General features: G+C 66.7%; 19 protein-coding genes. 10 read left to right on the top strand and 9 right to left on the bottom strand.

Annotated features, from left to right (window positions below; all coding sequences use genetic code 11):
* The first annotated feature begins 12 nt into the window (after positions 1-12).
* The 3 genes from secD (at position 13) to QTI04_RS19430 (ending at position 5,488) form a co-directional block, all read left to right on the top strand.
* Positions 13-1,893 (top strand): protein translocase subunit SecD, encoded by a 1,881-nt coding sequence (gene secD, locus QTI04_RS19440; RefSeq protein WP_286600209.1) that lies wholly within the window; start codon positions 13-15, stop codon positions 1,891-1,893.
* A gap of 12 nt (positions 1,894-1,905) precedes the next feature.
* A complete protein-coding gene (secF, locus tag QTI04_RS19435; RefSeq protein WP_286600208.1) occupies positions 1,906-2,859 on the top strand; it encodes a protein translocase subunit SecF in 954 nt (317 codons plus the stop codon).
* Positions 2,860-3,073: 214 nt separating this feature from the next.
* Complete coding sequence (locus QTI04_RS19430; protein ID WP_286600206.1) at positions 3,074-5,488, top strand: DUF1631 family protein; 2,415 nt, start codon at positions 3,074-3,076, stop codon at positions 5,486-5,488.
* Positions 5,489-5,555: 67 nt separating this feature from the next.
* On the opposite strand, the gene QTI04_RS19425 is transcribed toward QTI04_RS19430, so the two are convergent.
* The 3 genes from QTI04_RS19425 to QTI04_RS19415 all read right to left on the bottom strand — a co-directional run bounded on the left by QTI04_RS19425 (position 5,556) and on the right by QTI04_RS19415 (position 8,532).
* On the bottom strand, positions 5,556-6,071 hold the full coding sequence (locus QTI04_RS19425; protein ID WP_286617107.1) for a DUF494 family protein: 516 nt from the start codon (positions 6,069-6,071) through the stop codon (positions 5,556-5,558).
* A gap of 76 nt (positions 6,072-6,147) precedes the next feature.
* A complete protein-coding gene (dprA, locus tag QTI04_RS19420; protein ID WP_286617106.1) occupies positions 6,148-7,287 on the bottom strand; it encodes a DNA-processing protein DprA in 1,140 nt (379 codons plus the stop codon).
* Positions 7,288-7,311: 24 nt separating this feature from the next.
* Positions 7,312-8,532 (bottom strand): LysM peptidoglycan-binding domain-containing protein, encoded by a 1,221-nt coding sequence (locus tag QTI04_RS19415; RefSeq protein WP_286600202.1) that lies wholly within the window; start codon positions 8,530-8,532, stop codon positions 7,312-7,314.
* A gap of 161 nt (positions 8,533-8,693) precedes the next feature.
* Here QTI04_RS19415 and def point away from each other — a divergent pair, with 161 nt between their 5' ends.
* The 5 genes from def to QTI04_RS19390 are packed head-to-tail and all read left to right on the top strand — an operon-like array spanning position 8,694 to position 11,760.
* The gene (gene def, locus QTI04_RS19410) at positions 8,694-9,227 is read left to right on the top strand and encodes a peptide deformylase (protein WP_286617105.1); all 534 of its coding nucleotides are present in this window, start codon (positions 8,694-8,696) and stop codon (positions 9,225-9,227) included.
* Positions 9,227-9,721 (top strand): hypothetical protein, encoded by a 495-nt coding sequence (locus QTI04_RS19405; RefSeq protein WP_286617103.1) that lies wholly within the window; start codon positions 9,227-9,229, stop codon positions 9,719-9,721. The genes def and QTI04_RS19405 overlap by 1 nt, the downstream gene beginning before the upstream one ends.
* 7 nt (positions 9,722-9,728) lie before the next feature.
* The gene (gene fmt / locus QTI04_RS19400) at positions 9,729-10,679 is read left to right on the top strand and encodes a methionyl-tRNA formyltransferase (RefSeq protein ID WP_286617101.1); all 951 of its coding nucleotides are present in this window, start codon (positions 9,729-9,731) and stop codon (positions 10,677-10,679) included.
* The gene (locus QTI04_RS19395) at positions 10,679-11,419 is read left to right on the top strand and encodes an AzlC family ABC transporter permease (protein ID WP_286600196.1); all 741 of its coding nucleotides are present in this window, start codon (positions 10,679-10,681) and stop codon (positions 11,417-11,419) included. Before fmt ends, QTI04_RS19395 begins: the two co-directional genes overlap by 1 nt.
* A complete protein-coding gene (locus QTI04_RS19390; protein ID WP_286600195.1) occupies positions 11,416-11,760 on the top strand; it encodes an AzlD domain-containing protein in 345 nt (114 codons plus the stop codon). The genes QTI04_RS19395 and QTI04_RS19390 overlap by 4 nt, the downstream gene beginning before the upstream one ends.
* Here QTI04_RS19390 and QTI04_RS19385 read toward each other — a convergent pair whose 3' ends face one another.
* The 6 genes from QTI04_RS19385 to QTI04_RS19360 are packed head-to-tail and all read right to left on the bottom strand — an operon-like array spanning position 11,761 to position 17,282.
* Positions 11,761-12,732 carry a tripartite tricarboxylate transporter substrate binding protein gene (locus QTI04_RS19385; protein ID WP_286617099.1) on the bottom strand — a complete coding sequence of 324 codons (972 nt, stop codon included), beginning with the start codon at positions 12,730-12,732 and terminating at the stop codon, positions 11,761-11,763.
* 30 nt (positions 12,733-12,762) lie between these two features.
* On the bottom strand, positions 12,763-13,722 hold the full coding sequence (locus tag QTI04_RS19380; RefSeq protein WP_286617097.1) for an MBL fold metallo-hydrolase: 960 nt from the start codon (positions 13,720-13,722) through the stop codon (positions 12,763-12,765).
* Positions 13,719-13,937 (bottom strand): DUF2783 domain-containing protein, encoded by a 219-nt coding sequence (locus tag QTI04_RS19375; RefSeq protein WP_286600191.1) that lies wholly within the window; start codon positions 13,935-13,937, stop codon positions 13,719-13,721. Before QTI04_RS19375 ends, QTI04_RS19380 begins: the two co-directional genes overlap by 4 nt.
* Positions 13,938-13,955: 18 nt before the next feature.
* A complete protein-coding gene (locus QTI04_RS19370; protein ID WP_286617095.1) occupies positions 13,956-15,596 on the bottom strand; it encodes an FAD-dependent oxidoreductase in 1,641 nt (546 codons plus the stop codon).
* A 17-nt stretch (positions 15,597-15,613) separates the two neighbouring features.
* Positions 15,614-16,735 (bottom strand): S9 family peptidase, encoded by a 1,122-nt coding sequence (locus tag QTI04_RS19365; RefSeq protein WP_286617094.1) that lies wholly within the window; start codon positions 16,733-16,735, stop codon positions 15,614-15,616.
* Entirely contained in the window at positions 16,728-17,282 is a 555-nt protein-coding gene (locus QTI04_RS19360; protein ID WP_286600186.1) for a VOC family protein, read from the bottom strand. Before QTI04_RS19360 ends, QTI04_RS19365 begins: the two co-directional genes overlap by 8 nt.
* Positions 17,283-17,375: 93 nt before the next feature.
* Here QTI04_RS19360 and QTI04_RS19355 point away from each other — a divergent pair, with 93 nt between their 5' ends.
* Together QTI04_RS19355 and QTI04_RS19350 are read left to right on the top strand one after the other, a co-directional pair.
* Entirely contained in the window at positions 17,376-18,284 is a 909-nt protein-coding gene (locus tag QTI04_RS19355) for a LysR family transcriptional regulator (RefSeq protein WP_286617092.1), read from the top strand.
* Between the two features lie 84 nt (positions 18,285-18,368).
* Positions 18,369-19,559, top strand: a complete 1,191-nt coding sequence (locus QTI04_RS19350) for a phosphoglycerate kinase (protein ID WP_286617091.1) — start codon at positions 18,369-18,371, stop codon at positions 19,557-19,559.
* The last annotated feature ends 40 nt before the right edge of the window (positions 19,560-19,599 follow it).

The raw sequence follows: 19,599 nt of genomic DNA, 5'->3' as shown, positions 1-19,599 counted from the left end.
TGAGGTGATTCGATGAACCGATATCCGGTTTGGAAGTACGCGATCATCGTGATCGTGTTGCTCGTGGGGCTGATCTATGCCCTGCCCAATTTCTTCGGCGAGGCGCCTGCGGTGCAGGTGTCGTCGGCCAAGTCGACCGTCAAGGTCGATGCCGGCACGCAGGCGCGTGTCGCCGAGGCCCTGAAGGCCGCCGGTGTCACGCCCGACCTGTTGACGCTTGATGCCACTTCGGTGCGCGCGCGCTTCACCAACACCGACGACCAACTGAAGGGGCGCGATGTCCTGCAGCACGCGCTGGTGCCGGACCCGAGTGACCCGCCCTACGTGGTGGCGCTCAACCTGCTTTCGCGGTCGCCGTCCTGGTTGACCGCGCTGCATGCCTTCCCGATGTACCTGGGTCTCGATCTGCGCGGCGGTGTGGACTTCCTGCTGCAGGTCGACATGAAGGGCGCCATCGACAAGAGGGCCGAATCCTTCGCGAGCGACCTTCGCACGGGGTTGCGCGACAAAGGCGTCCGTGGCAGCGCGGTCAATCGCGTCGGCCAGACCATCGAAATGCGTTTCCGAGACGAGGCCGGCGTGACGGCAGCCAAGGCGCTGCTGCAGGACCAGTTCCAGGACCTCACGGCGGTCGAAAGCCAGGAAGGCAACGACTTCAAGCTCACGGTCTCGATCAGGCCCGAAGCGGCGCGGCGCCTGCAGGACGCGGCGCTCAAGCAGAACATCACGACCTTGCACAACCGGATCAACGAACTCGGCGTGGCCGAGCCCGTGATTCAGCAGCAAGGGCTGGACCGCATCGTGGTTCAACTGCCCGGCGTGCAGGACACGGCCAAGGCCAAGGACATCCTCGGCCGCACTGCCACGCTCGAAATGCGTCTGGTCGACGAGAGCGCGGAAGCGCGGGCCGCCGAGCAGGGCGCGGGGCCGGTGCCGTTCGGCTCCGAGAAATTCCTCGACCGGCAAGGCCGCCCGGTGATCGTCAAGAAGCAGGTGCTGGTGACGGGCGAGAACCTGACCGACGCCCAGCCCGGCTTCGATTCACAGACCCAGCAGCCCAAGGTCGACCTGACCATGGACTCCAAGGGCGGCCGCATCATGCGCGACGTCAGCCGTGAGAACATGCACAAGCGCATGGCGATGCTGATCTTTGAAAAGGGCAGGGGCGAAGTGCTCACCGCGCCGTCGATCAACGGCGAACTGGGCAATCGCTTCCAGATTTCCGGCTCCATGAGCGTCGTCGAGGCCAACGACCTCGCGCTGCTGCTGCGCGCCGGTTCGCTCGCTGCACCGATGGAGATCATCCAGGAACGCACCATCGGCCCGAGCCTCGGCGCCGACAACATCAAGAAGGGCTTCGACAGCGTGATGTATGGCTTCATCGCCATCATGGTGTTCATGTGCCTGTACTACGCGCTGTTCGGCGTGTTCTCGTCGATCGCGCTGGCCGTCAACCTGCTCCTGCTCGTCGCGATCCTCTCGATGCTGCAGGCCACGCTGACCCTGCCGGGCATCGCGGCCATGGCGCTCGCGATCGGCGTTGCCATCGACTCCAACGTGCTGATCAACGAGCGCATCCGCGAGGAACTGCGCGCAGGGGCCTCGCCGCAGGCCGCCATCCACGCGGGCTACGACCGCGCCTGGGGCACGATCCTGGACTCCAACGTCACCACGCTCATCGCGGGCATCGCGCTGCTGGCCTTCGGCTCCGGCCCGATTCGCGGCTTTGCGGTCGTGCACTGCATCGGCATCGTCACCTCGATGTTCTCGGCGGTGTTTTTCTCGCGCGGGCTGGTCAACTTCTGGTACGGCAGCAAGAAGAAGCTCAAGACCTTGTCGATCGGCACCGTTTGGAAGCCACCGGCCGACCCGGCCGAGGCCGCCGCGAAATAAGGGACACGCAAAATGGAATTTTTCCGAATCCACAAGACCATTCCGTTCATGCGCCACGCGCTGGTGCTGAACGCGGTCTCCATCGTGACCTTCCTGCTCGCGGTGTTCTTCCTGTTCCATCGCGGTCTGCACCTGTCGGTCGAATTCACCGGCGGCACGGTGATGGAGGTCGCCTACCAGCAGTCGGTCGATATCGGCAAGGTGCGCGAGACCATCGGCAAGCTGGGCTACACCGATGTGCAGGTCCAGAACTTCGGCACTTCGCGCGACGTGCAGATCCGCCTGCCGGTCCACAAGGGCCAGACCTCCGCGCAGCAGAGTTCCCAGGTCATGGAGGCGCTCAAGACAGTCGACCCGACCGCCACGCTGCGCGGTACCGAGTTCGTCGGGCCGCAGGTCGGCGATGAACTCACCACCAACGGCCTGAAGGCACTGGGCATGGTGGTGGTCGGCATCATGATCTACCTGGCCTTCCGCTTCGAATGGAAGTTCGCGCTCGCGACCGTGCTGGCCAACCTGCACGACGTGGTGATCATCCTGGGCTTCTTCGCCTTCTTCCAGTGGGAGTTCTCGCTGGCAGTGCTGGCGGCGGTGCTGGCGGTGCTGGGCTACTCGGTCAACGAGTCGGTCGTGATCTTCGACCGGGTGCGCGAGAACTTCCGGCGCTATCGAAAGATGACCACGCGCGAGGTCATCGACAACGCGATCACCTCGACCATCAGCCGAACCATCATCACGCACGGGTCCACGCAGCTCGTGGTGCTCTCGATGTTCTTCTTCGGCGGTCCGACGCTGCACTACTTCGCGCTCGCCCTGACCATCGGCATCTTGTTCGGCATCTACTCGTCGGCCTTCGTGGCGGCCGCCATCGCGATGTGGCTGGGCGTCAAGCGCGAGGACCTGGTCAAGGGGCCGATCAAGCGCGAGGGCGACCCCGACGATCCGAACGCCGGCGCCACGGTGTGAATCTGGCCCCCAAGCTCCTTCACTGCGTGTACTCGCTGCCCCGCGAGGGGGCTGCAGGCCGCCTTGGGGCGGCCCGGCGCGGGCCTGGCCCGGCCCTTGCGTTTGGGGTCAGGGTTGGGGTTGCCGAGCATTGCCGGCTCTTGTGCGGTTACGCTTCCCGATGCAAGCTCGTGCTTGCCGAATCGAATTAATTGCCGTCCTGATCCTGACCTCCATGCCCACGCGGTCCCATGCCTCTTCTCTCCAGCTCTCCCGCGAGACGCGCGAGCGTTTCGTCGCCGCCACCGAGGGGGTGATCGCGCCGGTTGCCCATGCGATCCGCGAAAGGCTCGTCGCATTGGCCGCGCAAACCGGCAACGCGCGCGACATGCAGGAGAACCGCGACGGCTTCCTCGCCTTCCAGGCGCAGGGTTCGAACTGGGTGCAGCTGTCGCAGAACGCGTGGCGCAAGGCGCTGGCCGCCAGCACGGCCGGCGGGACGCCCTCCAACTCTCTCTCGCGCCTTGAACTGATCGGCGACGAGGTGGTGGAAACCAGCATCTTGTCGTCGCGGCTGGCCCAAGCGATTCAGGACAAGGCCAACTTCGAACTCAACGACCTGCGGCTGCGCATTCAGCATCTCGAAGGGACGAACGAACTCGACGCCAAGGACATCCTCAAGCCCGAGGCGCTCGCCAAGGTGATGGTCGACCAGTGGCTGGCCACCGGCCTGAGCCGCGCGCTCTGGACCAAGGTCCAGGACCAGGTGCAGCAGCATATGGTCGACGTGATGGTCAAGGCCTACAAGGACGCCAATGCCTTCCTGGTCGCCAAGGAGGTGATGCGCGAGATCGATCTCAAGAGCTTCGTGCGGCGCACGGGCTCGGCCAACTCCGGCAACGCAGCGCTCGGCGGCAGCTTTGCGGGCGGCCATGCCGGCAGCAGCAGCGCAGCCATGGGAATGACTGTCCAGCAGCCCGTCATGCGCGGCGGCTTTGGCGCCCCCGCGGGGAGCTTTGCACCGGCGGCGATCGGCGTCGTCGGGCGCGGCATGACCGGCGGCGCCGGGTATGCGGGCGGCGACACGATGGTGGCCACCGGGGGCTCGCCCTTGCTGCTGGCGCGTCAGCGCGCGCAGGGCGTGCTGCTCAATCTCAAGCGTTTCGTGAGTGCGCGCATCGGTGGCGACATCACGCAGCATCGCCAGGCAGGGCCGGGCGAGATGGTGGTGGGTGGGGCAGGGGTTCACGTTGGCGGCGCCGGCGGCGCACCTGCCTTCGCGGCGGCCATCGCCGATGCGGAAGTGGCCTACCAGGTGCACGCGTCCCAATACGTGGTCGGCGACGAAGCCACCGCGATTCACAATGCGTCGGCCGAACTGCGCCGCCGCACCAGCGAACTCAAGAAGAAGGCGCCGACGACCGCGGACAAGGCCACCGTCGAGATCGTGGCGCTGATGTTCCAGGCCATCTTGGCCGAGGAGCGCATTCCCTTTTCCGCGCGCGTCTGGTTCGCACGGCTTCAGATGCCGGTCCTGCGCGTGGCGATTGCCGAGCCGGAATTCTTCGGCACCCTGCAGCACCCCGCGCGCATGCTGATCGACCGCATGGGGTCCTGCGTGATGGGCTTCGATGCCGCCGCCATTTCGGGCAGTGCGCTTGAAGGCGAAATCCGCCGCGTCGTGCAGGTGATCGAGCAGTACCCCGAAACTGGGCAGCGCGTCTTCAAGCTGGTGTTCGACGAGTTTGTCGCCTTCCTGAACAAGTACCTTACGCAAAGCGACACCACCCAGAAGGTGATGAGCGTGGCGCAGCAGGTCGAGCAGAAGGAAACGATGGCGATCCAGTACACCATCGAGTTGCGCAAGATGCTCAACGACATGCCGGTGCGCGAGGAGATCCGAGAGTTCCTGTTCAAGGTCTGGGCCGAGGTGCTGGCCATCGCGGCCCTGCGCTATGGGCCGCAGGACGAGCAGACAGTGACGCTGAAGCGCTCCGCCTCCGATCTCGTGTGGGCCGCGAGCGCCAAGCCCAATCGCAACGACCGCACCCGCGTGATCCAGGACCTCCCCAAGTTGCTCCAGCGCCTGCGCCAGGGCATGACGCTGCTCGGCATCGTGGGCGAGCCGCAAGAGGCACACATCAAGACCATCGGCGCAACGCTGTCGGACGCCTTCCTGTCGAAGACTGAGGCCATCCCGCCGGCCAAGATCGAGGCCATGGCAAAACGTCTGGCCAACATCGAGGACTTCGTCTCCGACGAAGGCGCGACTGACCTGCCGCTGGATGCCGCGAGCATCGAACTCCTGCTGGGCGTCGATGCCGCATCCATCGAAGTGGTGCCCGACACCGGCACGAAGGTCGGCGAAGACATGCTCGCCTGGGCGCACGAACTTCAGGTGGGCACCTGGTTCATGCTCGACCACAACGACCGGGTCAGTCAGGTCCAGTTCGTCTGGCGCAGCGAACGCAAGCAACTGCACCTGTTCGCCTCGAGCGACGGCCGCAGCTTCCTGATTCAGGTCGGGAGGCTGGCGTCCTACCTGCAGGCAGGCTTGCTGGTACCAGCCGAAGAAGAAACCCTCACAGTCCGTGCCACGCGCGAGGCGCTAGCAAAGCTGGACGCCAACCCCGAACGCCTCCTGAACTGAACTCGCCCCCAGGCTGCGCGCAGCGGCCCGGCGGAGCCGGTTCCTCGGTGTTCCTGGCAGGGTCATCCTAGTGGGCCGTACGACTCGCGGTGTCGTCGCAGAGTTCGTCGAGCACCAAGGCATCGGGCTCGACGCCGGTGCTCCAGTGGACCATCAGCACGATGATCTTGAGTTCGTCGAGTGCCAACGGGTCGCCCGGTGTCGCCATGGCGCGCTCGATCACGATTTCGCGCATGCCGGCGGGCAATACGCCCGACGATTCGAGAAAGCTGATGAAGCCCAGGCACTCCGCGCCGATGTGCTCCTGCTCGGCGCTCGAATAGACGCGCATCGAGCCCGGTGACTGCGCAATCACGGCATCTCCCGCGCCGCGAGCACTCACGGTGGCGGAGAGGCCGTCGGCATGCCGGGTGAGCTCGATGCCCTGGGTCGCGAGGCTCAGGCCATCGAGCCATTGCAACGCTTCGCGGATCTCTTCCGCATCGAAGCCCTGTGCACTGAGCTTGCGGCCCAGTTGTTCGGGTTCGGGGCACGCATCGCCGCGCCAGTAGTTTTCGTAGACAAACACGAGCACTTCGAACATGGAGCCAATATAGCCCAGTCATGGCGCGGCGCCCCGCAAGTTGCGCGAACACGACGCCGCGTGTTTCGCCCGATGGTCAGCCGAGCGCGACGCGCTGGAACAATCCGCCCGGCAGGCGGGCGACGCGGCCCTCCAGTTCGAGTTCCAGCAGTTTCGCCTGCAGGTCCGCGGCGCTGTGGCCCGTGCGTGCGCACAGCATGTCGAGACTCACGGGTTCGAAGCCCAACCCGCGCAGCAGCGCGGGTTCATCTGCTGCGTCGGCTCCCGGGCCGGATGAGCGCGCCGCTGCGGGCGCTGCCACGTCGAAGCGCAACTCTTCGAACACGTCGTTGACCGATTCGACCAGCTTCGCGCCCTGGCGAATCAGTGCATGGCAGCCGCGCGCTTGCGGCGAATGGATGGACCCCGGGATCGCGAACACTTCCCTGCCTTGCTCGGCCGCGAGGCGCGCCGTGATCAGAGAGCCGGACTTGAGCGCCGCTTCCACCACGAGCGTTCCGCTGCAGAGCCCCGCGATGATGCGATTGCGTTTCGGGAAGTTCTGGTTGAGCGGTGGCGTGCCGAGCGCGTACTCGCTCACGATCAGCCCCTGGGCCGCGATGCGATGCGCCAGGTCCCGGTGTTTCGCGGGATAGACGCGGTCCAGGCCGGTTCCCACCACGGCTACCGTGGCACATAGGCCAGAGCCCTGAGCCGCTTCCAGGGCTCCTTCATGCGCAGCGCCATCGATCCCGAGCGCGAGGCCCGACACCACGGTGATGCCCGCTTGCCCGAAAGCCCGCGCGAAGCCGCGTGCGTTTTCAATGCCCTGCGAAGTGGGATTGCGGCTGCCGACGATGGCGATGCTGCGATCCAGTCGAGTCAGGTCGAAGGCCGGCGCGCCCAGCAGGTAGAGCATCAACGGCGGATCGGCCGTTTCGAGCAGCGATGCCGGATAGCCAGCATCGCTCAAGGTCAGAATGCGCCGCGTCGCGCCATGGCTGTCGGCGCCGTGCATCCATTCGAGCGTCTGGTCAATGAGCCGGGGCAGGTCCGCCGGCACTCGAAGCAGTGCCTGCACTTGCGCATCGGACGCCACCTGCCCGAGCGCGTCCGGCGTTTGCCTGAAGACATCGGCAGGCAGGCCGAAGGCCGCGAGCAGCTTGCGGCCTGCGGTGTTGCCGATGCCCGGCGTCAGCGAAAGTCTGAGCCAGCTTGAGAGCTCTTCACGCTCCACGCGAAAACGAAAGCGGGCTGGCCGTCAGGGATTGACCAGCAGGTCGCCGGCCTTCGGCGCGTCGCTGATTTCGAGCACCAGGGCGTAGGAAGCCTTTTCGAACGGGCGGAATACCATCAAGAGACCGATGCGCTCGTTGGGCAGCTTCACGACTTGCTTGCCGGTGTAATTGGGGTTGGCCGCGCGATCAACGACGGTCTCGCCGTTTTTCAGAATGGCGAGCACATGGCCGCTTTCGATGCCGTCGCGCGTGCCCTTGTTGATCACCACCACCTGGTTCTGCCCAACGTACTGCACGGCATTGCCGTACACCGAGACGATGCGGCCATTGATCACTTGTTCCGGCGCGCGCGGCGCATAGCTCAGCAACTGGCGCTGGGGTTCCGGCAAGAGCCGGTCGCCGGCGCGCATTTCCTCGCGTGCGGAGGTGATGTCGATGGTCGCCGGGATCACGTTGATCACTTCCTTGCCTTCGACCAGTTGGCCTTCGACCGACTGGCTGCGCTTGAGCTGTGCCCTGCCGAGGTACGCCGCCTCGTAGCCGAGGAGCTCGCCAGTGGCCGGGTCGCTCAGCGGCGTGGCATTGCGGAAGACGCGGTAGGTCTGGATCGGGCCGGCCGTCTCGATCAGTTGCGAATTGGAATCGCCCAGCGCGTAGGCGCGGTCGCCACGCGCCAGGAGCACGCGGCTCTCGTTGCCCGCCACGATGTGCGGCGCTGTCCTCAGCGTGTCGTCGTCGATGATGATCGGCTCGCTCAGGAAGGGCTCGATCAGGCTCGGATTGAGGGTCGGCAATGCCATGCCCGACAGCGATTCATAGCGCGTGCGGGGCGACAGCTTGACCGTGCCTTCGGGCGCTCCGCCGCCGCGGCGCGTGCTCAGGCGGGCGCGTCCGCCGGTCTTGTCGAGGTAGAGCACTTGGCCGGGGTAGATCCGGTGAGGGTTCGAGATCTCGCTGATGTTCATGCCCCAGAGTTCGGGCCAGCGCCACGGGCTGCGGAGAAAGAGGCGGGAAATCGCCCAGAGCGTGTCGCCGGGCTTGACCGTGTATTCGTCGGGTGCGTTCGGCGCCAGCTCGCTCACCGGAATACCCGCCTGCGCCGTCTGCTGGGCCGTGGCCCGCTGCTGCGGCGTGACGGGATAGTTCTGCGCATGTGCCGTGCCACCCATGGTCGCCACGGTGAGCGCCGCCAGCGTGGCGACGAAGCTCGGACGCAGACCTTTGTTGATGCGGAGTTTGTTCATGGTTTATGGTGTGCACACACTGCGCCGAGCAGTCAGTACGAATCCTCACAATTTGCTACGAATTTTGCGCTGAAGCCCTTGATTGGGCAACGACTATGACCTCGCGGCGCGTCGGCGCGTCGCGGAAATGGCGAAAATAGCGACAACTTTTCCTCGCTTTCATGGCCAAACGAACCATTTTGAGTTACCCGGACCCGCGCCTGCACACCGTCGCCAAGCCGGTGCAGGGTGTGGATGCTCGCATCAAGACGCTGGTCGCCGACATGCTGGAGACCATGTACGACGCCAACGGCATCGGCCTGGCCGCCACGCAGATCGACGTGCACGAGCGGCTGGTCGTGATCGACGTCTCCGAGGACCGCGACAAGCCGATCGTCCTGATCAATCCCGAAATCGTGTGGGCCAGCGACGAGAAGGTGCTCAATGAAGAGGGCTGCCTCTCGGTCCCAGGGATCTATGACGGCGTCGAGCGCTCCACGTCGGTCCGAGTCACCGCCCTCGATGGCGAAGGCGAACCGCAGACCATCGAGGCCGAGGGCCTTCTGGCTGTCTGTATCCAGCACGAACTCGATCATCTGCTCGGCAAGGTGTTCGTCGAATACCTGTCCCCGTTGAAACGCAACCGCATCAAGAGCAAGCTGCTCAAACAGCAGCGCGAGGACCAGAAGCTCGATCAGCGCGAAGGAAGACGCTGATGTCCGGACGCCTGTGGCCTCTGGTCGTCGCGCTGGCGGCGATCCTGGCCGGCTGTGTGAGCGAGCCCACCAGGCTGCCGCTCGGCACGGACCGCGCGACGACGCTGCAGCGCCTGGGCACGCCGACCGCCACCTACGCCCTGCCCGGCGGCGGAGAGCGGCTCCAGTATTCGCGGGCGCCCGCAGGTGTCGCGGTGAACAACGTCGACGTCGACGCGAACGGAAAGGTCTTCTCCATTCGCCAGGAGCTGTACGAAGGCCTGTTCGATAGCACCATCAAGCCCGGCGCATGGCGCGTCGAGGATGTGCTGCGCACCTATGGCCGGCCTTTCGAGATGTCGCGCGTGACTTCCTTCGACGGCCAAGTTTGGGCCTGGCGCTACAAGTCGCTCAACAACCGCCGCCTGCTCTATATATATGTCGATCCGACAGGCGTGGTCGACCACTATCACACTGCGGACGAGCTGTTCCGCGACATGGACAATTCCCGGTGAGCCGCGCATGAGGGTGGTGTTTGCGGGTACGCCCGAGTTCGCGCGTGTCGCGCTGGAGGCGATGGCCGGGGCCGGTTTCGAGGTCGTCCTGGTGCTGACTCAGCCCGATCGGCCAGCCGGCCGCGGCATGAAGCTGCAGGCTTCGCCCGTCAAGCAGTTCGCCGTCGGCTTCGGCTGGCCCGTCGCGCAGCCGCGCAGCCTGCGGCTGGATGGCAAGTACCCCGAAGACGCCGCTGCCGCGCGTGACGCCATCGCCGACGCGAAGGCCGACGTGATGGTCGTTGCGGCCTACGGCCTGATCCTGCCCCAATGGGTGCTTGACGCGCCGCGCCTCGGCTGCCTGAACATCCATGCGAGCCTCCTGCCGCGCTGGCGCGGCGCCGCGCCCATCCACCGCGCGATCGAAGCCGGCGACGCCGAAACCGGCGTGACCATCATGCAGATGGACGCCGGCCTCGACACCGGCGACATGCTGCTGCGCGAATCGCTGCCGATCGGCGAGGACACCACCGCCCGCCTGCACGACCGCCTGGCGGCACTCGGCGGGAGAATGATCATCGACGCGCTGCATCAGGCCGAGGCCGGCACGCTGCATGCAGAACCCCAGCCCACCGAAGGCGTGACCTACGCCCACAAGGTCGAGAAGAGCGAGGCCCAGGTCGACTGGACGCAGGATGCCGCCTCGATCGTGCGTCGCATCCGTGCCTTCGACCCCTTCCCCGGCGCCAGCAGCGCGCTCGACGGCGAGACCGTCAAGCTCTGGGCTGCCGAGGCCCAGGCGGGCACGCCCTCCGAAGCACCCGGCACGGTGCTCGCCGTCACGCCTTCCGGCATTGCCGTGGCCGCCAAGCACTCCATCGTCACGCTCACCGAGTTGCAGCGCGCGGGCGGCAAGCGCTTGCGGGTCGCCGATTTCCTGCGCGGCTTCGACGTGAAGGCCGGCCAGGTCTTCGGCTGATGTTTCTTTCATCGTCGATCCGTCGCCAGCCGGAGTTCGGCCAAGGCGTGCGCGAGATGTCCTCCGTCGCTGTCGGCATCGGCGCCTGGGGCCTCATGACCGGGGTGGCCATGCTCAAGTCGGGCATGAGCGTGTTCGAGGCCATCGCGATGACCCTGCTGGTCTACGCCGGCAGTTCGCAGCTGGCGGCGATTCCGCTGCTGATCGCCGGCGCGCCGGCCTGGGTCGTGCTGGCGACGGGCTTCTGCGTCAACCTGCGCTTCGTCGTCTTCAGCCTGCACCTGCGTCCCTACCTCATGCACATGCCGCGCTGGCGCCGCATGATGCACGGCTACCTCACGGCCGACATGAGCTATGCGCTGTTCACCCGCCGATATGCGCAACCGCCCACGACCGAGGCCGAGATGCGATCGCAGGAGGCCTACCTCACGGGCAACTATTTCGTGACGTGGTGCGCCTGGATGAGCATGAGCCTGCTCGGCATTCTGCTCGCGAACATGATTCCGCAGAGTTGGGGGCTGGGCTTCGCCGGCGTGCTGAGCCTGGTCGCCATCGTGTGCTCCATGGCGACGACGCGCCTTCGCGTGCTGGCCGCGTTGATCGCGGGCGTCACGGCCGTGGCCGCGTACGCATTGCCGCTCAAGCTGAACATCGTCGCCGGCATCGGTGTCGCCGTGCTGCTGTGCTTCTGGCTCGAGAAGCAGTTCGGGCTGGATCCGGACGCGGAGGACGACAAATGAGTCACGGAGGAGAAACCGATCTGTGGACGCTCGCCGTCATCGTCGGCCTGGCCGGCGTCACCGTGCTCACGCGCTGCTTCTTCTTCATCCTCGACCGCCCTTGGGGCCTGCCCGAGTGGGCGCACCGCGCGTTGCACTACGCGCCGGTGGCCGCGTTGGCGGCGGTGATCATTCCCGAGATCGTCATGACGCAGGGCCACCTGATCTCGACCTTCCGCGACGCCCGCCTCTATGCCGCGGCAGCGGGCGCCGCCTATTTCTTCTGGCGGCGTGGCGTGCTCGGGACGATGCTGGCGGGGATGGCGGTCTATCTCCCGCTGCACTTGGGTCTGGGCTGGTAGTCAGTCCAACTGCACGCCGGCCGTCTTGATGATCTGGCCCCAGCGATCACTCTCCGCCCGCGACAGCCTGTAGAAATCCTGCGGTGTTCCAGGCAGGGCCTCGAAGCCGAATTCCGAGAACAGCTTCACCACCTTGGGTGCCAGCATGGCCTTCTTCAGTTCGGCGTTGATGCGGTTCACGGCTTCCGGCGGCATGCCGGCCGGGCCGATGAGGCCGTGGAAGGCGTAGGCGTTGACGTCCTTGTAGCCCAGCTCGGAGAAGGTCGGCACATCAGGCAGCGCGCTGGCCCGCTGCGGCAGCGCAATCGCCAGCACGCGCACCTTGCCCGACTTGATGATCGGCAGGCCCGAGGCGAGGTCCAGCATCATGGTCGGCACCTGCCCGCCCATGATGTCGGTCATGGCCGGCGCGGCGCCCTTGTAGGGCACGTGCTGGATGCTGATGCCGGCCTTCTGCTTGAAGAGCTCCATCGCCATGTGATGCGGCGAGCCATTGCCGGGGGAGGCGTAGCTCACCTTGTCGGGATTCGCCTTCACGTAACCCACGAATTCCGCGACCGTCTTTGCCGGAAAGTCCGGATGCACGACCAGGGCCACCGGGAAGCGGCCGATGGTGCCGATGTAGGTGAAGTCGGTTGCCGGCTTGTAGGGCAGCTTGGCGAACATATGCTCGTTGAACAGCAGCGCCGCGTTCTCGGCCTGCATGATCGTGTAGCCATCGGGCTTCGCCTGCATCAGCACCGACACGCCGATGTTGGTCGAGGCGCCGGGGCGGTTGTCGATGACGATCGGCTGGCCGAGCGAGGGTTGCATCGCTTCGGCGAGGGAACGCGCGAGATTGTCCGTTCCGCCGCCGGCGACGTAGGGAACGATCCAGCGCACGGGCTGGCTGGGGTACGCGGTCTGCGCGGGTGCGTGACTGGTCACCGCGAGCGTGAGGCAGGCGGCGAGCAGTTGCAGGAATCGTTTCATCGGTTTGTCTCCGGGGTTGAAAAATAAGGATCAGCCGCGCAGGACCTGCCACAGCTCGCGGTCGCGCTCCGCGGTCCACACGACCGGATGCTCGATCCCGCGCAGTTCGTCATAGGCGCGCGACACATCGAAGGGCAGCACGTGCTGGAACACGGGCCACTCGCCGAAGCGCGGCTTCATCGCCCGCTCGGCGCGCTCGAAGCAGCCGCGCAGGCTGTCGCCCGCGTCGATGCCCGAACGCACGCTGGCGAGCAGGGTCGAGAGGAAGGCCTTCGTGAGTTCGACGGCTTCGGCGCATGCCGTCGTGCCCTTCAGCACCGCGCCGCGACCGGGCACGAGCACTTCGGGCTTCAGTGCGGCGACGGCGTCGAGCGTGCCCGCCCAGTCCTGGATGTAGGCATCGCCGGCGTAGACGCCGCAGTGGTTCTCCACCACGTCGCCGGAGAACAGCACGCCGCAGTCGGGCAGCCACGCCACCGTGTCGCCGCCCGAGTGGCCGCGGCCGAGGCACATCAGCCGCACTTCGCGCGCGCCGAGCCAGAGACTCATCTCGCGCTCGAAGCTCAGGGTCGGCACGGTGAGGCCGGGGATCTCCTCGACGCCGGCGAAGAGGCGCGGAAAGCGGCCGACCTCCGAATCGAAGTCGGCCTGCCCGCGTTCGCGCACCCAGTCGAGCGTGCCCTGGCTGGCGATGATGGCCTGCACCTCGTCGAAGGCGCTCGCGCCCATCACGCGCACCGCGTGGTAATGCGTGAGGACGATGAACTTGATCGGCTTGTCGGTGACGGTACGGATGTCGGCCATGAAGTCGCGCGCCATGCGCGGCGTCGGCCGGGTGTCGATCAGCACCACGTGCTCGTCACCGACGATGAAGCCGCAGTTGGGGTCGAAGTCGCTGATGTAGCCGTACACGTGGGGCGCGAGTTCTCGCACTTGCGGTTTCTGCTCGCGGGTGTCGGAGGCGGAGGCGAAGGAGACGGATGCGTTCATGCGGGGCTTTTTGTCGTGGGGTGGGAGGGCTCGCCGCTCTCGCGCGCGGCGGCGATGCAATCCAGCAGCACGGCCTGGTCGCCGCACTGGTTGGCCAGCAGCAGCACGAGGCGGGCGTTGAAGTCGGCGCTCTGCGATTCGGTCAATCCCTCGACGGCGCTGATCCAGGCCGCGTAGAAGCCGTCGGGATCGGGGATGTGGGGCTCGGTGATCATGTGGGTGTCCGTCCTTTCTCAGCGATGCGCCAGAGCGGCGTGGACCGCAGCCGAAATCGATGCAGGCGTGGGGTCGTTCAGCAGCGCGGCCCGGTAGGCGTCCGGGCGGACGAGGCACAGGCTGCCGGCCGCCGGGTTGCCGAGATGGCGCGCGAGAAGTTCGTCGGGTTGCAGGGTGGGCAAGCCGCTGTCGCCGCCGATGGCCACGAGCCGAAGCGGCAGTGAGGGCGTCATGTCCGCTGCTGCCGCGATCTGGGCGCGCGTCGGCGCGAACCAGAGGCCGAGGCACTGCGTGCCATCGGCCAGCAGTTCCATCAACGTGGTCGGCCTGCCGTCGAGCCGGCGTAGCGGCAGGTTCTGCACAGTCCGACCGCCTTCGGGCAGATGAGCCGCCGTGGGGTACTCGTTGGCCACCGACATGCGACCCGTATTCACCAGCGCTCGCGCGAAGGCGTGGCGCGATGCGAGCGAGACCACCGCGCGCCGCAGCGTGTGCTCGGCCGGCGAGCGCGGCGCGAGAAAACGCGCCGAGCGGCTGGTGACGCGGAGGTTTTCCGCTGCCGCAGGACGTCGCTCCGCATCGTAGGTATCGAGCAGCGCGTCGCCGGCCAGCCCCCGCGCGACCAGCGCCAGCTTCCAGCCGAGATTCGCCGCGTCCTGGATGCCGCTGTTGCCGCCGCGCGCGCCGAAGGGGCTCACGACGTGAGCCGCGTCACCGATAAAGAGGATGCGGCCATGCCGGAAGTCGTCGAGCAGGTGATCGCGATAGCCATACGGCCCAATCCAGACGAACTCGAATTCCACGCCCGGCCCGAGTTGCTCGCGCAGGCGTGCACCGGCCACTTCGGGCCTGCTGATGTGGGCGGTGTCGCAGTCCTCGGGCATCTGGTAGTCGATGCGCCAGACGCCATCGCCCATCAGGTGCTGCCAGACGGCGCGGCCTTCGTTGAAGGGCGCGTCGACCCAGGTCCAGCGTTCCGTCGGCAGTGGCTTCTTGAAGCGCACGTCGCTGATGCACCAGCGGTCGGTGCTGCGCGACGGGTGCGCGTCGATACCGAGCTGGGTGCGGATCGGGCTGTTGGCGCCCGTGGCGTCGATGAGGTGATCGGCTTCGATGGTGTAGCTGCCGGCGGGCGTTTCCACTTGCACGCGCACCCCGTCGACGAGCGGCGTCACCTGCGTCACTCTGCTTTTCCACCGCAGGTCGGTCAGGCCGAGTTCGAGGATGCGGTCGACCAGGAACCACTCGACGTAGAACTGCTGAAGGTTGATGAAGGGCGGCTGCACCGAGACGCTGTCGGTTTTCAGGTTGAAGTTGTAGACCTCCTGCTCGCCGGAGAAGGTGCGGCCGAAGGACCACGTGATGCCCTTCTCCGCGATGCGCTCGTAGATGCCGAGGCGCGCGAAGATTTCCAGGCTCTTCTGCGCGTAGCAGATGCCGCGCGACGAGGCGCCGCGCACGCCGACTGTGTCGTCCTCGTCGAGCAGCACCGCGTGCACGCCGCGCCGGGCGAGGTCGCAGGCGAGCGTGAGCCCTGCCGGGCCTGCGCCGACGATCACGATCGGATGGCGCACGACGGCATCGTTGTCCAGCTCGGGCGGAGGAACGAAGGGCCAATGCGGCAGCTGGTACTCGGGTGCGAAGGTGTAGCTTTCCATTGGTGTCTTCAACGTGCTCATAGCGCGTGCGCCCACTCGGCGACCGCATCGGCCGCGCGCAGCACCAGTTCCGGCTGGCCGGCGAGGTAGTGGTTGCCGCCGACGATGTCGACGTTGCGGATGCGCTCGCCGCCCGCCGCCATCCACGCGTCGCGCGTGCTCGGAAAGGTCGACTGGTCGCCGGTGTAGGTCAGCAGCAGCTTGGGCACCGTCGTGCGTGCGAGATTCGATGGTCCATCGGCCTGCGAGCGCGAGGACCATTGCGAGAGGAAGGCCGTCAGTGAGGTCGTGCGGCCCATCGCGTTGGCCGAGTAGTTCACCTGCCGCGCATCGCCCCAGACGCTGCCGGGTGCGCGGTCGTTAGCGTCGATCGACAGGTCCACGCAGCGCGGATCGGCATGCGTGCGGTAGACGACGAAGGCCTGGTCGCGTGGCGCGCCCGGCGTGCTGCGCAACTGGCGCAGCCGCTCCAGTGCCCATTGCTCGATGCGGTCGAGGCGCGCCTTCTGGGCCGCACTGAAGCGTGCGAGGAAGTCGGCGATGTAGGGCACTTCGTGGCGCGCGTCGTACATATCCAGATCGGGGTCCACGGACATCGGTTCGTGCTCGTCGGTGACGGAGGGATCGATCCAGTCCCGCATCAGCTTCGAACGACCCTGGTGCGCCGCGCATAGCGCGATGCCGTCCACCGGCGGCAGGTCGTCTCGGTGCAGGTGCGTCGGATCGCCGTCGGGGAAGTGGTGCGCCGTGAGGTTCTCTGCCTGCGACTGGTAGAAGCTCGCCAATGCGGCGCCACCCGAGTTGCCGATCAGCACCACCTTCTCGTAGCCCGCCGCCCGTAGGAACTGCACGCCGGCGCCCAGGTCCTGGATGGCGCGTTCCATCAGCAGCACCGTGTCGTTGCCCATGTAGCGCGAGTTCAGGCCCATGCAGCAGATGCCGCGCTCGGCCAGCGGGCCGATCAGGTAGTGGCCCATGAAGTTGCTCGTGGGGTGCATCACGATCGCCGCGACCTTCTTCGGGCCGCTCGGCGCGCGATACGCGCCGTAGATGCGCGGGCGCAGCATCTGCAGGCCCGACTGGCTCTCCAGCGCGGCGCCGGGCTTGACGTCGATGACCGCGAGTTGCAAGTCAGCCATGGTTCGTCGCCTTCCGCAGTTCGGCCTTGCGGACCGTCCAGGCGTCCAGCTCGGCGCGTGCTCGCTGCGCGTGGGCGGCCATCTCCGCCTTGGACGCCGTGGGCGTGGTGAGTTCGAGCCGGATGCCGTTCGGGTCGAAGAAGTAGATCGACTCGATGATGTGGTGGTCCGTCGGCCCCAGCACTTCGACACCGGCCGCTTCGAGGCGCATCTTGGCCGCCATCAGCTCCTCGACCGAACCGACGCGCAACGCGATGTGGTTGACCCACGCCGGTGTATTGGGCGAGGGCAGCGCGGCGACGTCGTCGCCAAGGTCGAAGAACGCGATGTGCGAGCCGTCGCGCATCTGGAAGAAGATGTGCACGTAGGGGCAGTGCTCGCCGGTGCTCGGCACGTGGTCGCTCTTGATCACGTGCGTCAGCGGCAGGCCCAGCAGGTCCTCGTAGAAGCGGCGGGTTTCCTCGCTGTCGCGGCAGCGCCAGGCGAAGTGGTGCAGGCCCTGCACGGGCACGGGGGGCGAGTCGGCAGGCGCGTTCTCGGCGATCATGGTTGTCTCCATCAGGGGGCTTGGGGAGGGATTGGGCCGTCGTTCTTCTTATGATTCAATCGAAATAAATTCATTGATTGATGAACTGAGGCCATGAATCTGACCCTGCGACAGTTGCGCGCCTTCGTTGCTGTCGCCGAGACCGGCAGCTTCACGGCCGCCGCCGCGACGCTGCACCTCACGCAATCGGCGCTGAGCGTGCTGGTGCGTGAGCTGGAGCGAGAGATGGGCGTGCAGCTCTTCGACCGCCACACGCGGCGCGTGCTGCTGTCGGAGGCTGGGCGGGCGTTCCAGCCCTCCGTGCAGCGGCTGCTCGTCGACCTCGCAGGCGCGGTGGCCGATGTGACCGACCTGCGCGACAAGAAGAGGGGCGTGCTGCGCCTGGCCGCGCCGCAACTCATGGCCTGCACGCTGATGCCGCGCGTGATCGCGGCCTACCGCAAGCGCCATCCGGACATCGACGTGCGTCTGGCCGACACGCTGCCCGAGCACCTGCTGGCCGGCGTGCTGTCGGGCGAGGTGGAGCTGGCCGTCGGGCAGGACGTGGCAGTCGATGCCGCGATCGAGCGCCGCACGTTGTTTCGCGACCGCCATTGGCTGATCTGTCCGCCCGACCATCCCTTCGCGCGACGCCGCAAGGTGCGCTGGAGCGAACTCGGGCCCTATACCTTCATTGCGCCGACGCGGGACTTTCGTCAGCGGGTGCTGCCCGAACTCGAGGCCGATGCGCGCGAATTCATGCTGCGGGCGACGACGCAGGAGGTGTCCTATATGACCACGGCGCTGGGCATGGTCGCTTCCGGGCTGGGGCTCACGGTTTGCCCGACCTACTCCGCGTCCCTGGTGCGCGCGCACGGGTTGCAGATGGTGCGGCTCGATCGGCCCGACTTTCACCGCGAGGTGTGCGTGTACGGTGCGTCGAAGCGCTCGCTGTCGCCGGCGGCCGCCAGCTTCGTCGAACTGCTGGAAGGCTTCGTGCAGAAGCCTGGACTCGCCGGCTGACACTCGCCTGAAAGCAAGCGATACCTACAATGTCCGCTGCTGCCCGTCGAGGCACTTTCATCCGCATCCAATCCGCTTATCCCCATGAACGTTCTTCGATTCACCGACCTCTGTGCGCAAGGCAAGGCCTCCGGCCAGCGCGTGTTCATCCGAGCCGACCTCAACGTGCCGCAAGACGACGCGGGCCGCATCACCGAGGACACGCGCATCCGTGCCTCGGTGCCGTGCATCCAGCTGGCGCTCGATGCGGGTGCCGCGGTGATGGTCACGTCGCACCTGGGCCGGCCCACCGAGGGCCAGTTCAAGCCCGAGGATTCGCTCGCGCCCGTCGCGGCGCGCCTGGGCGAACTGCTGGGCCGCGAGGTGCCGCTGGTGGCCGACTGGGTCGATGGCGTCCAGGTGGCGCCCGGGCAGGTCGTGCTGCTCGAGAACTGCCGCCTCAACAAGGGCGAGAAGAAGAACGACGAGACGCTTGCGCGCAAGCTCGCCGCTCTGACGGACATCTACGTGAACGACGCCTTCGGCACCGCGCACCGCGCCGAGGCCACCACCTACGGCATCGCACAGTTCGCCAAGATTGCCTGTGCCGGTCCGTTGCTGGCGGCTGAGATCGACGCCATCACCAAGGCACTGGCCCACCCGCAGCGGCCGCTGGTCGCGATCGTCGCGGGATCCAAGGTCAGCACCAAGCTCACCATCCTCAAAAGCCTGGCCGACAAGGTCGACCAGCTGATCGTCGGCGGCGGCATCGCGAACACCTTCATGCTGGCGGGGGGCCTGAAGATCGGCAAGTCGCTCGCGGAACCCGACCTGCTCGACGAGGCCAAGGCCGTCATCGAAGTCATGCGCGCGCGTGGCGCCGCGGTGCCGATACCGGTGGACGTCGTCACGGCCAAGACTTTCGCAGCCGATGCGCCCGCGACGGTGAAGGACGCGAGCGACGTGGCCGACGACGACCTCATCCTCGATATCGGCCCGAAGACCGCCGACCTGCTGGCCGCGCAATTGCGCGAAGCCGGCACCGTGGTGTGGAACGGCCCGGTCGGCGTGTTCGAGTTCGATGCCTTCGCCAGCGGCACGAAGACCATCGCCCGCGCCATTGCCGACAGCAAGGCTTTCTCGATCGCGGGCGGCGGCGACACGCTGGCGGCCATCGCCAAGTACGGCATCGAGGACAAGATCGGCTATATCTCGACCGGCGGGGGCGCCTTCCTCGAGGTTCTCGAAGGCAAGACGCTTCCGGCGTTCGAAATCCTCGCCAAGCGCGCCGAATAGGGCTCGCCCCCAGGCCGCGCGCACTTCGTGTCGCTACGCC

The sequence above is a fragment of the Variovorax sp. J22R115 genome (assembly GCF_030317005.1).
Lineage (GTDB): Bacteria > Pseudomonadota > Gammaproteobacteria > Burkholderiales > Burkholderiaceae_C > Variovorax.
Note: the sequence above shows the minus strand (reverse complement) of the source record. Positions and strands in the feature narration are given on the sequence as shown.